General features: G+C 63.5%; 12 protein-coding genes. 7 read left to right on the top strand and 5 right to left on the bottom strand.

Translation table 11 applies throughout. The features are described 5' to 3' along the window. The first annotated feature begins 85 nt into the window (after positions 1-85). Positions 86-1,387 carry an MFS transporter gene (locus tag D886_RS0120695; RefSeq protein ID WP_027595717.1) on the top strand — a complete coding sequence of 434 codons (1,302 nt, stop codon included), beginning with the start codon at positions 86-88 and terminating at the stop codon, positions 1,385-1,387. Positions 1,388-1,523: 136 nt separating this feature from the next. On the opposite strand, the gene purT is transcribed toward D886_RS0120695, so the two are convergent. From purT to D886_RS0120670, 5 genes are all read right to left on the bottom strand, one after another. Next, positions 1,524-2,705 (bottom strand): formate-dependent phosphoribosylglycinamide formyltransferase, encoded by a 1,182-nt coding sequence (gene purT, locus D886_RS0120690; RefSeq protein ID WP_027595716.1) that lies wholly within the window; start codon positions 2,703-2,705, stop codon positions 1,524-1,526. 76 nt (positions 2,706-2,781) lie between these two features. After that, positions 2,782-3,249: a VUT family protein gene (locus D886_RS0120685; RefSeq protein WP_027595715.1), complete on the bottom strand. Its 468-nt coding sequence runs from the start codon at positions 3,247-3,249 to the stop codon at positions 2,782-2,784. Between the two features lie 62 nt (positions 3,250-3,311). Next, a complete protein-coding gene (locus D886_RS0120680; protein ID WP_027595714.1) occupies positions 3,312-3,515 on the bottom strand; it encodes a DUF1289 domain-containing protein in 204 nt (67 codons plus the stop codon). Continuing rightward, positions 3,505-4,029: a gamma carbonic anhydrase family protein gene (locus D886_RS0120675; RefSeq protein WP_027595713.1), complete on the bottom strand. Its 525-nt coding sequence runs from the start codon at positions 4,027-4,029 to the stop codon at positions 3,505-3,507. Before D886_RS0120675 ends, D886_RS0120680 begins: the two co-directional genes overlap by 11 nt. Before the next feature lie 57 nt (positions 4,030-4,086). Beyond that, entirely contained in the window at positions 4,087-4,686 is a 600-nt protein-coding gene (locus D886_RS0120670) for a CoA pyrophosphatase (protein ID WP_027595712.1), read from the bottom strand. Positions 4,687-4,811: 125 nt separating this feature from the next. Here D886_RS0120670 and D886_RS0120665 point away from each other — a divergent pair, with 125 nt between their 5' ends. The 6 genes from D886_RS0120665 to D886_RS0120640 all read left to right on the top strand — a co-directional run bounded on the left by D886_RS0120665 (position 4,812) and on the right by D886_RS0120640 (position 13,372). Then, the gene (locus D886_RS0120665; RefSeq protein WP_027595711.1) at positions 4,812-5,363 is read left to right on the top strand and encodes an NUDIX hydrolase; all 552 of its coding nucleotides are present in this window, start codon (positions 4,812-4,814) and stop codon (positions 5,361-5,363) included. 18 nt (positions 5,364-5,381) lie between these two features. Beyond that, complete coding sequence (locus D886_RS0120660) at positions 5,382-5,936, top strand: murein L,D-transpeptidase family protein (RefSeq protein ID WP_027595710.1); 555 nt, start codon at positions 5,382-5,384, stop codon at positions 5,934-5,936. An 88-nt stretch (positions 5,937-6,024) separates the two neighbouring features. Then, entirely contained in the window at positions 6,025-6,420 is a 396-nt protein-coding gene (locus D886_RS0120655) for a hypothetical protein (protein WP_027595709.1), read from the top strand. Positions 6,421-6,463: 43 nt separating this feature from the next. Next, positions 6,464-7,015 carry a GNAT family N-acetyltransferase gene (locus D886_RS27175; RefSeq protein WP_256215236.1) on the top strand — a complete coding sequence of 184 codons (552 nt, stop codon included), beginning with the start codon at positions 6,464-6,466 and terminating at the stop codon, positions 7,013-7,015. 133 nt (positions 7,016-7,148) lie between these two features. Next, positions 7,149-8,816 (top strand): ShlB/FhaC/HecB family hemolysin secretion/activation protein, encoded by a 1,668-nt coding sequence (locus D886_RS0120645; protein ID WP_027595708.1) that lies wholly within the window; start codon positions 7,149-7,151, stop codon positions 8,814-8,816. 29 nt (positions 8,817-8,845) lie between these two features. Beyond that, the gene (locus D886_RS0120640; RefSeq protein WP_027595707.1) at positions 8,846-13,372 is read left to right on the top strand and encodes a hemagglutinin repeat-containing protein; all 4,527 of its coding nucleotides are present in this window, start codon (positions 8,846-8,848) and stop codon (positions 13,370-13,372) included. Positions 13,373-13,394: the final 22 nt, after the last annotated feature.

Below are 13,394 nucleotides of genomic sequence, written 5' to 3'. Positions count from 1 at the left end.
CGCGTAGGCGTGCCTGCCCTTCGAAGGTACGCGCCCTGGCGGATCAAGCCCTTGGAGCACGACTAGACTGTTAGGGACCTACTTAATGACCACGAGCAGCACCTATGCCGAAGCGCCTGCCGCGCCGGTCAACTCCCCCGCACGGGTGGCCACTGCCAGCTTCATCGGCACGGCCATCGAGTTCTACGACTTCTATGTATACGCCACGGCCGCCGCGTTAGTGATCGGCCCGGTGTTCTTCCCGTCCGGGTCGGGCACCGCGCAGATGCTCGCGGCCTTCCTCACTTTCGGCATCGCCTTCCTCGCTCGCCCGCTGGGCTCGGCGCTGTTCGGCCATTTTGGCGACCGCATCGGCCGTAAATCGACCCTGGTGGCGTCGCTGCTGCTGATGGGCGTTTCCACCACCGCCATCGGCGTGCTGCCAGGCTACGACAGCATTGGCGTCTGGGCGCCGATCATTCTTTGCCTGCTGCGCTTCGGCCAAGGCCTGGGCCTGGGTGGCGAATGGGGCGGCGCAGCGCTGCTGGCCACCGAGAACGCGCCACCGGGCAAGCGCGCCTGGTTCGGCATGTTCCCGCAATTGGGGCCTTCGATCGGCTTCCTGGCTGCCAACGGCCTGTTCCTGACCCTGGCCCTGATGCTCAGCGACGAGCAGTTCCGTGAATGGGGCTGGCGCATTCCGTTCCTGCTCAGCGCCGCACTGGTACTGGTCGGCCTTTATGTGCGCCTCAAGCTCGAAGAGAGCCCGGTGTTTGCCAAGGCCATTGCCCGCCATGAGCGCGTGAAGATGCCGGTGGTCGACCTGTTCTCCAAATACTGGGTACCGACCCTGCTGGGCGCTGCGGCGATGGTGGTGTGCTATGCGCTGTTCTATATCTCGACGGTGTTCTCGCTCAGCTACGGCGTGAGTACCCTGGGCTACACCCGTGAGACGTTCCTCGGCCTGCTGTGCTTCGCGGTGGTGTTCATGGCGCTGGCCACGCCCCTGTCGGCTTGGCTCAGCGACCGCTACGGGCGCAAACCGGTGCTGATTGTCGGCGGCCTGCTGGCGGTGGCATCGGGCTTTACCATGGAGCCGCTGCTGACTTCGGGCTCGACCACGGGCGTGGCGCTGTTCCTGGCCATCGAGCTGTTCCTGATGGGCGTGACCTTTGCGCCGATGGGGGCGTTGCTGCCTGAGCTGTTCCCTACCCATGTGCGCTACACCGGCGCGTCGGCGGCGTATAACCTGGGCGGCATCGTGGGGGCTTCGGCGGCGCCGTTCTTTGCTCAGAAACTGGTGAGCATGGGCGGGTTGAGCTGGGTGGGCGGGTATGTGTCGGTGGCGGCGGTGATCAGCTTGATTGCAGTGCTGTGCCTGAAAGAGACCCGTAACACGGAGCTCTAACTAATGGGGGCTGCTTTGCAGCCCATCGCAGGCAAGCCAGCTCCTACAAGGCCCACACAGCCCTTGGGCTTTGAGCAGAACCTGTGGGAGCTGGCTTGCCGGCGATGGGCCGCAAAGCGGCCCTAACGGTCCTGAATCAGAACTCGACCTTGACTGCCTGCGAAGCGCGAGTCGCCTTGGCTCGCGCCGCTTCGATCGATTCATCACGTGCCAGGCATACACCCATGCGACGGGTACCGTTGATTTCCGGCTTGCCGAACAGGCGAATGGCCGTGTCCGGCTCGCTCAGCGCAGCGCCAAGGTTGGCGAAGCTGGTCTGTTGCGATTGGCCTTCTGGCAAGATCACCGCCGACGCCGATGGCCCAAACTGACGCACCACCGGAATCGGCAGGCCCAGAATGGCGCGTGCATGCAGGGCGAACTGCGACAGGTCCTGGGAGATCAACGTCACCAGGCCCGTGTCATGCGGGCGCGGCGACACTTCGCTGAACCACACCTGGTCGCCTTTGACGAACAACTCTACGCCGAACAGGCCACGGCCGCCCAAGGCATCGGTGACTGCCTGAGCAACACGCTGCGATTCTGCCAGGGCTTTCGGGCTCATGGCCTGGGGCTGCCACGACTCCTGATAATCGCCTTTCTCCTGACGGTGGCCGACAGGCTCCAGGAACGTGGTGCCGCCGACGTGACGCACGGTCAGCAGGGTGATTTCGTAATCGAAATCGATGAAGCCTTCGATGATCACCCGGCCCTTGCCGGCGCGGCCGCCTTCCTGGGCGTAGTCCCAGGACTTCTGCAGGTCGGCATCGCTGCGCAGCAGGCTCTGGCCTTTGCCCGACGAGCTCATCACCGGCTTGACCACGCACGGGTAGCCGACATCGGCCACGGCCTTGGCATAGTCTTCGTAGGTGTCGGCGAAGTGGTACGGCGAGGTCGGCAGGTCCAGCTCTTCGGCGGCCAGGCGACGGATGCCTTCGCGATTCATGGTCAGCTGGGTGGCGCGGGCGGTGGGCACCACGGTGAAGCCTTCGTTTTCCAGCTCGACCAGGGTCGCGGTGGCAATGGCTTCGATTTCGGGGACGATGTAATGCGGCTTCTCGGCTTCGATCACTGCGCGTAGGGCGACGCCATCGAGCATGTTGACCACATGACTGCGGTGCGCCACCTGCATGGCCGGTGCATTGGCGTAGCGGTCTACGGCAATCACTTCGACGCCCAGGCGCTGCAGCTCGATCACCACTTCCTTGCCCAGCTCACCGCAGCCGCAGAGCAGTACGCGGGTCGCGGTGGGCGACAATGGGGTTCCGATACGGGTCATTTCAGGTCCTCGAAGGCGTCCGGGGCTGCGCCAGGCTGAGCGCCGCCCGCTGAAAAAGGACCCGTATTCTACACCATCAACCGACCGCGGCAGCCCGCCGGGCGCGAAATGCCATGGCCAGCCACACGGCAGTGACACCGGCGAACTTCGAGGCCATTGCCGTGCCGATCACGGCCGGCGTCAGGGCGCCGATCATGCCGAAGAAAATGAAGGTATCGACCGGGATGCTCAGCGCCGAGCTCAGCCACAGGCGGTCGCGCAGCGGCCGACGGGTGATGCTGAACACCAGCCAGTCGATCAGCTCTGAGATGAAGAAGGCGGTGGCGCTGGCCAGCGCGATGGCCGGTTCCGAGGTGACATACGACAGAACAAGGGCCACCAGCATGGCGACCAAGGCGCCATGCCCGAAACGGGTCTGGACCATGTCGCGCAGGATGAACACCAGGCCGCCCCAGGCAGACCAGATGATGTCTAGGTGCGGGGCACTGGAAAAAGCGTAGTTGATCAGCACTACGCTGCTGATATAGGCGATGAGATAGAACATGAGCAGTAACCGTCAGACAAGCCGCACAGGTTACTTGATTTTGGGGTCAGCGGCAGCCGCGCCTACAAAATCAACCCGGCAGCCACTGCCCGCTCATGGCAAAGCTTCAGCACGGCGCGGCGCTCAGTGTTATCCATGCGCCCCCAGCGCCCGATCTCGGCCACCGTACGTTGGCACCCCGTGCAGATGTCCTGCTCGTCCAGCGCGCAGATGCTCACACACGGCGACGCCACCGGGCGCTCTGCCTTGACCGCTTCACTCATCATCCACCACCAAGTCACGGGCATAGCGCTGGGCGTTATGCACATAGTGCGCGGCGCCGGCCTCGATCAAGCGCATCTGCTGCTCGCTGAGCTCGCGCACCACCTTGCCCGGCGACCCCATCACCAGCGACCCGTCGGGAATTTCCTTGCCCTCGGGGATAAGCGCATTGGCGCCGATGATGCAGTGCTTGCCAATCCGCGCACCATTGAGGATCACCGCGTTGATGCCGATCAGGCTGTAATCGCCAACCGTGCACCCATGCAGCATGGCGTTATGGCCGACCGTCACCCCCTTGCCCAGGGTCAGCGGCGAACCCATGTCGGTGTGCATCACCGTGCCGTCCTGGACATTGCTGTCTTCGCCGATGTCGATCAGCTCATTGTCACCCCGCAATACAGCGCCAAACCAGACACTGGCACCGGCCTGCAGGCGCACGTTGCCGATCACGGTGGCGTTGGGCGCGATCCAACTGGTCGGATGGCTGTCGACCCGCAGGTCGCCCAGGCGATATTTCATGCTCGCTCCTCAGGATAAACGGCGGCGGTTTGCGGCAAACGGCAGGGTGGGCCCCGCTCAGATCTCGATGTAACGTTCCGGGGGTTGATGCAAGCTGATACCCGCGTCATACAGCAGGTTGACCAGCTCGACGATCATGATCGCCGACAACCCCCAGATCTTGTATTCGCCGTAACGGTAGCTGGGCACATACCAACTGCGGCCCTGGTAATCGATACGGTGAGTGTGGTCCCGCGGGTCCTGGCGGAAGAATTCCAGTGGCACGGTGAATACTGCCGCGATCTCCGCATCATTGGCGCGATATTCGACGTAATCGGGGATAAGCCCGACGAATGGCGTCACTTTCAGGCCATGCAGCGAAATCAGTGGGCTCAGCGGGCCGATCACTTCCACCAGCCCAGGGGGCAGGCCGATTTCTTCTTCGGCCTCGCGCAGGGCGGTAAACACCAGGTCCGGGTCTTCGGGGTCGCGGCGGCCACCGGGGAAGGCGACTTCGCCACCATGGGTCGACAGCCCCTTGGCGCGCAGGGTCAAAACCAGTTCGGGCGCTTCGCTGCGGGTAATGGGCAAGAGTACCGCCGCTTCGGGAAACCTTCGGTCAGTTTCCAGTGATGCAGGTTCATGGTTGCTCATTCGGCGAAGAAGCTCGTCCAGCATTGCGCACTCTCGTATCCAAGGCCTGTCTTGCATGATGCACCAAAGCCGCGAAGCACCCAAGCCCCGTGCGCTTGCGGCGGCCCCGTCGGCGCGCCAAGATAGCCCAGTCAAAAGGGAAGAACAGCATGAAATTCTGCAGCGCATGCGGCCAACCGGTCGTTCAGCGGATCCCCGAGGGCGACAGCCGCCTGCGGTACGTCTGCGAGTATTGCCAGACCGTTCACTACCAGAACCCCAACATCGTCGCGGGTGTGCTGCCCACCTGGGGTAGCCAGGTGCTGCTGTGCCGGCGCGCCATCGAGCCACGCCGCGGCTACTGGACCCTGCCCGCCGGGTTCATGGAAAACGGCGAAACCCTCGACCAGGCCGCCCGTCGCGAAACCGTCGAGGAGGCCTGCGCCCAGGTAGGGCCCATGGCCCTGTACCAGTTGTTCGACCTGCCGCACATCAACCAGGTACACGTGTTCTTCCGCGCCGAGTTGGCCGACCTAAGCTTTGATGTGGGCATCGAGAGCCTGGAGGTGCGATTGTTCGAACAACATGAGATACCGTGGGACGAGCTGGCTTTCCGCACCGTCACACGCACACTAGAATGCTACTATCGCGACCGCATCGGGCAGCACTACCCCATAGGCCATGAGTACCTGCCGCCGATGAACGTCTCGCCCACTACTTAAGCCTGCAGGTGCTGCTTCATGCGCTGGTTGTTTGCCCTTTTCTGCCTTTGCGTTACCTCGGTGTCCCAGGCTGCCTTCACCGAGACCATCATTCGCAAGCCGCAGCCACCGGTGCCTGCGCAGTCGCAATCGCAGGCCGCCATGCAGCCGCTCATCGACAAGGTGCTGGTGATCAAGTCCGAGCGCCGCCTGCAACTGATCAGCCGTGGTGAGCCACTGAAGACCTACCGGATTTCCCTGGGCAAGCAGCCCAAGGGCGCCAAGGAACGCGAAGGCGACAAGAAGACCCCCGAGGGCCTCTACTGGTTGGACTGGCGCAAGCAGAGCGACCGTTTCAACCTGGCCATGCATATCAACTACCCGAACATCAGCGACGCCGCCCGCGCCACCCGTGAAGGCGTAAGCGCCGGCAGCATGATCATGATCCATGGCACGCCGATCAACGACGAATACCCGGAGTGGTACTTCCATACCCTGGACTGGACGGACGGTTGCATTGCCATGCGTAACCGCGATATGCAGGAAGTCTGGGAACTGGTCAAGGACGGGACATTGATCGAGATCCGCCCCTGACAGGGCGCTTGTAGCGACTTGTAATCAATGCTTGGAACTCGGTGTCAAGCTGTATGTGCTACGATCGGCATACCCAGAGGGACTCACTGTGAACAAGCAATTGCAATCAAAAGCACGCCTCCCAATTGCCGGCAAGAAAGGCGTCATCGCCTTGCACAGCAAGAGTGGCATGGTCACGGCTTATCGCAATGCGGGTGCAGTAGTTGAGGAGCATGCGACAAAAAGCCTGAGCGTCCGCGTATTGAGCTCAGGCACTTCGCGCGGGCGTACCAGCCGTGCACCACACTTGTCCGACATGGAAAAAGAACTGGCCGAACTCAAAAAGGTGGTTGCTGCCTTGGCTGTTCGCTCAGTAATCAAAGATGAGGTTTTGAACTTCGATCAGGAAGGCATGACTGTTCTGGACGCCGACATCGCTGATCAGTTGCTCGATAACCCTCCAGAGCCCAATGAAGCGCTTCGCAACTTACTTGCCTTGCGCTAAGGCCTTGCGATGGAATTCATCACCGTAGCGTTTGATAAGACGATTGATCGAACTTCGTTCGACTGCTCTACCCCACCCCGCTCTGAATACCTACATAGCCCAGCAAGCCGGCCAGGACGAAAAGCGCAATGTCTCGCGCACCTTCATGTACCTGGAGGACGGGATGCTGCTTGGCTACTACACCCTTGCGAATACTTCAGTAGCGCTCGATGAGCTGAGCGAAGAACAGGCGAGGAAGATGCCTCGGTACCCCATGCCGGCAGCCATGCTGAGTCGCCTGGCTGTTGATCAGCGCATGCAGCGAAAGGGGCTTGGACAGCGGCTAATGGCCGACTTTTTCCGTCGTATCTACACGGTTTCAAAACACTCCGGGGTGGCCTTCATCGTTGTCGACGCAAAAGATGAGCAGGCAGCCAAGTACTATCGGGAGCTATGTTCATCCCCTCGAAACACAACCCACTCCGCCTGCTGCTATCGACTGCGACAATCATTCAAGGCCTGCGACCCCAAGAGCAGCTTAAAAACTAACGCTCGCTGCACGGGACTGGCTCAATGGCTGCACTTCCATGCTTCCTACAAACCCCTCATCGTGTAGGAGCTTTCGCACCTTCAACCACGAACCCGCCTGACATCCGCTTAGGCGGCGTACTGCATCCAAGCGAATCACTTAATTCTTAGCATCCACGCAGACGAATACGAAATCCGTACGTCATCTGCGGGGTGCTTCAATGCCGTACCGAATACGCATCATTGCCAGCAGCCTGCTTGCCTGCTGGCTGGCCAGCCCTGTGTCATCGGCCGACGACCTGGCCAGCCAGCAGTTGCGCGACCAGCAGCAAACGTTACGCCAGCTGGAACAGCAACAACGGCTCGAACGCTGGCAGCGTGCCCCCGCCTCGCCAGGCGATGACGAAAACCAGGCCCTACAGGCGGGCGACAGCCACTGCTGGGCGGTGACCGGTGCTCGTCTGGCGGGCCACCGTCAGGTGCCGGGCACGGCACTGGAAGCGACCGTGCGGCCCTTCATGCAGCCTTGCATGGGCATCGTCGACATCAACCTGCTGCTCAAGGCCATCACCCAGCGCTATGTGCAGGCGGGCTACCCCACCAGCCGCCCTTACCTGAGCCAGCCACCCGAGGATGGCGCGCCGCTGGACATCCTCATCAGCGAAGGCTTCGTCGAGTCGATCGAACTTGGTGCCGACCTGCCGCTTTCCTTGCGTGGTGCTTTTCCTGACGTGCTGGGGCAGCCGCTATACCTACCGGCGCTGGAGCAAGGGCTCGACCAACTCAACCGCCTGCGTGCCTATGAACTGAGTGTCGACTTGCTGCCCGGCGCCCTGCAGGGCGGCACCCGAGTCGTGGTTCAGCCCCACAAGACCGCCTCGCGCTGGCACCTGGACAGCCGCCTGGACAACCGTGGCAGCGAACTGACCGGCCGCCATCGCCTGAACCTCGGCATTGGCCTGGACAGCCCGCTTGGCCTGAACGACGACCTGCGCCTGTCGTTGGCCAGGACCGTCATCGATGCGCCGGGGCGAAGCAACGGTGTCACGGCGTACTACAGCATTCCGTACGGCCCGTGGACCTTCGCCGCCAGCGCCAGCCAATTGAGCTACCGCGCGCCCATCCCCCAGGGGCGCCAGACCAGCAGTGGCAACAGCCGCTTTCTAGGGCTCAGCGCCGAGCGGGTGCTATGGCGCAACCAGCAGGGCATGCTCAGCGCCAGCGCCCGGCTGGACCGCAAGCAGCTCACCAACCGCACCGGCGGCAAGGCCGTGAGCCTGCAGAGCCCCACCCTGACCACAGTGGAAGCGGGCATCAACCTGCTGTGGCTCGAAGGCGGCCTGTGGCACGGCTACCTCGGGTTCGCCCAAGGGGTGGACTGGTTTGGCGCGGACGCTTCAGCGCCCAGTGCGCTGGGCCCACGACCGGACTTTCACAAGTACCGCGGCACGCTGCTGCACCTGCGCCAAGGCCCGGCGCAGCGGCCCTGGCGCTGGCAGAGCGAACTGGGCCTGCAGTACAGCCGCGACCGGCTGCCCGCCGTCGAACAACTGCTGGCCAGCGATGATTCGGCTGTGCGCGGGTTTCGCCTGCGCACTTACTCCGGCGCCAGCAGTGCCGTCTGGCGTAACACCTTCAGTTATCCGCTGACGCCGGCCTGGGCCGGATCGCTGCAGCTGCGGCCCTATGCCGGCCTCGATCAGGGCTGGACCCGGCTGGCTCGCGACAGCCCCGTTCAACGCCTGGCAGGCGCGGCAGCCGGCATCGAATTGAGCTTGCCCGACAGCCGCGTGCGCCTCGACTACCAGCGCGCCTTGTACACCAGTGACCTGCCCCGCGCGCTTCTGGAGCCGGGCTTCTGGGTGCTGGAGTGGAACCTGAGCATCTGATTCACCCCACAAAAAAAGAGAACGAGACCATGCAAACGCGCTCGCAGTTCACGTCTACCCGCCCGGATACCTTGCGTTGGGCCATCTTCCTCGCCCTGCTCGGCTCCAGCAGCGTGCTGGCCCAGGGCGGCCTTGAAGCCGCTACCGGCCCAGGTGGCACCCCGGTCATCAACAATGGCCATGGTGTGCCAGTCATCGACATTGTCGCCCCCAACGCCGGCGGCCTGTCACACAACCAGTACCTCGACTACAACGTCGGCAACCCCGGCGTGGTGCTGAACAACGCCACCCAGGCCGGCCAATCGCAACTGGCCGGTGCCCTGGCCGCCAACCCGCAGTTCCAAGGCCAGGCGGCTTCGACCATTCTCAATGAAGTGATCAGCCGCAACGCCTCGCTGATTGAGGGGCCGCAGGAAATCTTCGGCCGCCCCGCCGATTACATCCTGGCCAACCCCAATGGCATTACCCTCAACGGGGGCAGCTTCATCAACACCACGCGCGCGGGCTTCGTGGTCGGCACCCCAGAATTCGAAGACCAGCAACTCAAGTACCTCGACACCCTCAATGCCAGCGGCGCCCTGCAGGTACTGCCCGGTGGCCAGAGCAACAGCACCGGCGCGCTTGACCTGATCGCGCCGCAGGTAGACAGCAAAGGGCTGCTCATGGCCGGCAGTGAACTGAACGTCACGGTGGGCCGCAACCGCATCGACCAGGCCAGCGGCCAGGTGGTCGAGCACTTGCCCGGCACAGCGGCCAGTATCGATGCCAGCCTGTTCGGGGCCATGCGCGCCGGGCGCATCCGCGTGGTGAGCACCGCCGAAGGCGCGGGCGTGCGCATGGGGCCCGTTCAGGCACATGCCACCGACGGTATCGACATCCAGTCAGCCGGTAGCCTGCACATCAGCGGCAAGGCCGACACCCGCGCCGAACTGCACAGCGAACGGGGCGCCCTGGCCCTCAGCGCCGCCGACGACCTGACCCTGCGCGCCGTCGATGGCCAGGCACAACAGGTGGTGGTCACGGCCGGCCAGAAGCTCACCCTGGACGCCGACAGCCTGGAAAACACCCAGCACGATCGTGAAAACTGGAACAAGAAGTTCCTCTTCATCACCCGCGAAACCTACAACCGCGAGCGCACCACCCGCGACCGTCAACAGCAGGGCACGCAGTTGCGCGGCCATGACAACGTTCGGCTGCAATCGGGTGCCGATATGCGCCTGTTGGCCGCCGACGTGAGTACAGGGGGTGTGTTGAACGTCGACAGTGCAGGCAACTTGGACATCGTGGCGGGTATCGACAGCAAACACATCACCGAACAGGTGCGCCACCGCAAGGACCTGTGGCGCGGCGACAGCGATACCGAGCAAACCCGTGAAACAGCCCGGGGCAGCACGTTGAATGCCGGGCGCCTGATACTTACAGCAGCCGACGCCCTCAAGGTTGAAGGCAGCACGCTGCATGCAAACAACGACATGCAATTCAAAGCCCGGCACATCGAGGTCGGGACCACGGCCTTGCAGGAAAGCGGCACCCAACGCAATTACCGCGGCGACCTGGTCTCTGGCACCTTCTTTGGCGACCGCAAAGGCAATGACACCCAAGCGCAGGTCGTGGCTGGCAGCAGTGTGACGACGGACGGCAAGCTGAACATGACGGCCGACCAGGTCACCATCAAAGGCAGCAAGGTGCATGGCAAGGAAGACTCGGTGCTCTACAGCGAAAACGGCCTGCTGGCGATCGAAGCCGACCGCGGCAGCAGCACCTCGACCGATCACCAGAGCGACAGCAAACTGTTCGGCCTGATCGGCAGCGACCGCAAGCACACCACACGCAAGGACCAGGTACTGGTCAGCGACGTCTCGTCCAGCAGCAACCTGCGCCTGGCCAGCGCCGACGAACTGCGTATCCACGGGGCAAAGGTCGAAGCAGGCAAACACTTGCAGGTAGAAGCCAAAGGCGACCTGGTGATCGACAGCGCGCAGTCGCGCAACGAAACCGACACCCGGCACCAGCAACGTGGCCTCAGTGTCGGCGCCAAGCAGACTGAAGAGGCGCAGGATGGCAAGCCGGACTCGCGTCAGTACGAGGCCAGCCTGGGCTATCAGGTCGCTACCACGACCGGCACGACGCAGGAAACATCACAGGTCTCCAGCGAACTCAAGGGCGCCTCGGTAGGCCTGCAAAGCGACGCCCACTTGCAGGTCGATGGCTCCAAAGTCCAGGCCAGCGCCGGTGACCTGAACGTGACCGCCAAGCACATCGCCCTGGGCGCAACCCGCAATGAGCGCGAGTCCATCAGCAAAAACAGCCAGAGCGGAGGCAGCGTTAAAGTGACGGGGGGTATCGACCGGTTGGGCAGCGCCTTCGCAGGCCATCACAACACCCAGACTCAGCTCGAACGCGACAGCACGGTACAAGGCAGCGAATTGAAGGCCAGCGCCGGGGTGAAGCTGGAGGCCGAGCATTTGCTCACCGAAGCCGCACGCGTCGATGCCGGCCAGCAACTGAAGGTCACCGCCAAGCACATCGAGAACCGTGCCGTGCAGGACACCCATGAGCGTGAAAGCGTCACAGACAATTGGGCCGGCAGCCTCGGTGCCAGCGTGGAATACCGTGACCTCACCCGCCCCATCGAACGCCTGGTACTCGGTGAGGAGGCCGCGCGCTTTCAGCAAGCCTCGCCCGAAGACGCGATGGTGGCCCCGAGCGTCGGCGCCGACATGACCGTGGACCATCTCAAACGCCTGGAGAACCAACGCCGCAGCTTGGCCCAGGTGAGTGAGCTGACCGGTGCAACGGTCGAGGTCAAGGCCGGTGTCATTGATGACCAGGGCACCGCGTGGAAGGCCAACGCCGGGAAACTGTTGATCGACGCCTCGCAGCACACCCTGCGGGCAGCCGAGAACACGCAGGTAGATACCGTGCAGCGCATGGCCTATGGCGGCGATGCCCGCGTGGACACCAGCAGCGGCAACGACCTCAATGTTCGCGCCGCCGGCAAGGGCGGCTCGCTGGGCAAACAGGACACTGCCAGTACCGCCGTGCCCGGAAGCCTCTATGGGCAACAGGGCATCCAGGTACAGCTGGGCAGCGATGGCCTATACGAAGGCACACGCATCGACGGTGGCGAAGGCAACGTGGCCATGCGCAGCGGGGGCTCTTTGACGTTGTCCCAAGCCAATGACCGTAATACCCAGTCCGCAGGCCAGCTTGACGGCAACGCCTGGGCCAAGGTTGGCAATCGCCCCGGCAGCACTGGCGTCGACGCCCGCGGCTACCTTGATCACCGCCAGCAAGACAGCGCGCAGACCAAGGCCCAGGTTGCGCAGATCGATGCCAAGGGCGATGTTCACCTGAGCAGTGAGGGCGACCTGAAGCTGGAGGGGACGCGTATCGGCAGCCGTGACGCCAAGGTCGGGGATACCCTGCTGGAAAGTGGTGGCCGCTTGCAGGTCACCGCAGGCAGCGATACCCAGCAGGCCAAGGGCAGCAACCTGGGCGGCGGCCTGGAGCTTGCGGTCAAGACCGGCGCAACGAAAGGGGGCGGCATCGGCGGGCACTTCAACCACGGCAAGCAGAACGAGGATGCCAGCCAGGCTGTCGATGCCCGCTTCGACAGCGCCGGCACGCTGACGCTGAGCAGCCGTGCCCGCGAGGACATCGCCTTGCACCTGCAAGGGCTGCACGCCTCAGCCGAACAGATCGTGCTCAACGCCGCCGGGGGCGGCATGCGGGTGGAAGCATCCAGCAACCGGGAGCAACGCGACAACCTCGACATCACCGCGGGGGCCGGTTTCAACATGGCCAAGGGGGATACCGATACCCGTGGTCTGCATGGCCGCGCCCAGGTCGCCCTGGACAAACGCGACAACCAGACCTGGAACGCCAGCCAGCTGCGCGCTGAGGGTATCCAGTTGCACAGCCGTGGCGACACACGCATCGAAGGTGCCAGCCTGGAGGCAGGGCGTATTACCGGTGAGGTTGGCGGCGATCTGCGCATTGCCAGCCGCAAGGACAGCGTCGATAGCCTGACCGTGAAAGCTGACGCACGCCTGAGCCAGGAAAAGAACCCGCAAGGCTACACCAACGCCGCCACCGCGCTGGCAGGGCCGCTGGGTAGCAAGGTCGGCGAAAAAGCCGGCCCAGCCTTGAGCAAGGCCGAACCTGGTTTCTCACCGACCTTGCGCCTGGACCTGTCGCATCAACAGCGCGACACCGTGGCCAGGCAGACCACGCTCAAGGGCAGCGAAGGCATCGCGCTGAAGGTTGCGGGCGACGCTCACTTGGTCGGCGCGCGGTTGCAGTCGGCCAAGGGTGATGTCGAGCTGAGCGCCAATGCGATTAGCCAAGAGACCCTGAGTGGCAGCGACTACCGCCGCGATGTGTCGATTGACGTGTCCAACTCGCCGGTGGACCTGGGCACAGCAGTGGCTGAGTTCACCAAGGGCAAGGGCGCGGCTGACGGCGAGAATGCGCTTGATCTTGGGGTATTGCGTACCAGCGGGCATAACCGCAGCGAGCAATGGGTATCGAGTACCCAGGGCAAGGCGGACTGACCCCTCGCCCACCGCACCCTGG

The organism is Pseudomonas sp. LAIL14HWK12:I7 (genome assembly GCF_000483465.1).
Lineage (GTDB): Bacteria > Pseudomonadota > Gammaproteobacteria > Pseudomonadales > Pseudomonadaceae > Aquipseudomonas > Aquipseudomonas kermanshahensis.
This window is presented reverse-complemented; position numbering and strand designations above follow the sequence as displayed.

What these genes read in the sequence shown, in the direction of transcription:
- D886_RS0120695 (WP_027595717.1), top strand. Translation starts at nt 86, where the DNA reads ATGACCACGAGCAGCACCTATGCCGAAGCGCCTGCCGCGCCGGTCAAC.
- D886_RS0120685 (WP_027595715.1), bottom strand. Translation starts at nt 3,249, where the DNA reads ATGTTCTATCTCATCGCCTATATCAGCAGCGTAGTGCTGATCAACTAC.
- D886_RS0120665 (WP_027595711.1), top strand. Translation starts at nt 4,812, where the DNA reads ATGAAATTCTGCAGCGCATGCGGCCAACCGGTCGTTCAGCGGATCCCC.
- D886_RS0120670 (WP_027595712.1), bottom strand. Translation starts at nt 4,686, where the DNA reads ATGCTGGACGAGCTTCTTCGCCGAATGAGCAACCATGAACCTGCATCA.
- D886_RS0120645 (WP_027595708.1), top strand. Translation starts at nt 7,149, where the DNA reads ATGCCGTACCGAATACGCATCATTGCCAGCAGCCTGCTTGCCTGCTGG.
- D886_RS0120640 (WP_027595707.1), top strand. Translation starts at nt 8,846, where the DNA reads ATGCAAACGCGCTCGCAGTTCACGTCTACCCGCCCGGATACCTTGCGT.
- D886_RS0120675 (WP_027595713.1), bottom strand. Translation starts at nt 4,029, where the DNA reads ATGAAATATCGCCTGGGCGACCTGCGGGTCGACAGCCATCCGACCAGT.
- purT (WP_027595716.1), bottom strand. Translation starts at nt 2,705, where the DNA reads ATGACCCGTATCGGAACCCCATTGTCGCCCACCGCGACCCGCGTACTG.
- D886_RS0120660 (WP_027595710.1), top strand. Translation starts at nt 5,382, where the DNA reads ATGCGCTGGTTGTTTGCCCTTTTCTGCCTTTGCGTTACCTCGGTGTCC.
- D886_RS0120680 (WP_027595714.1), bottom strand. Translation starts at nt 3,515, where the DNA reads ATGATGAGTGAAGCGGTCAAGGCAGAGCGCCCGGTGGCGTCGCCGTGT.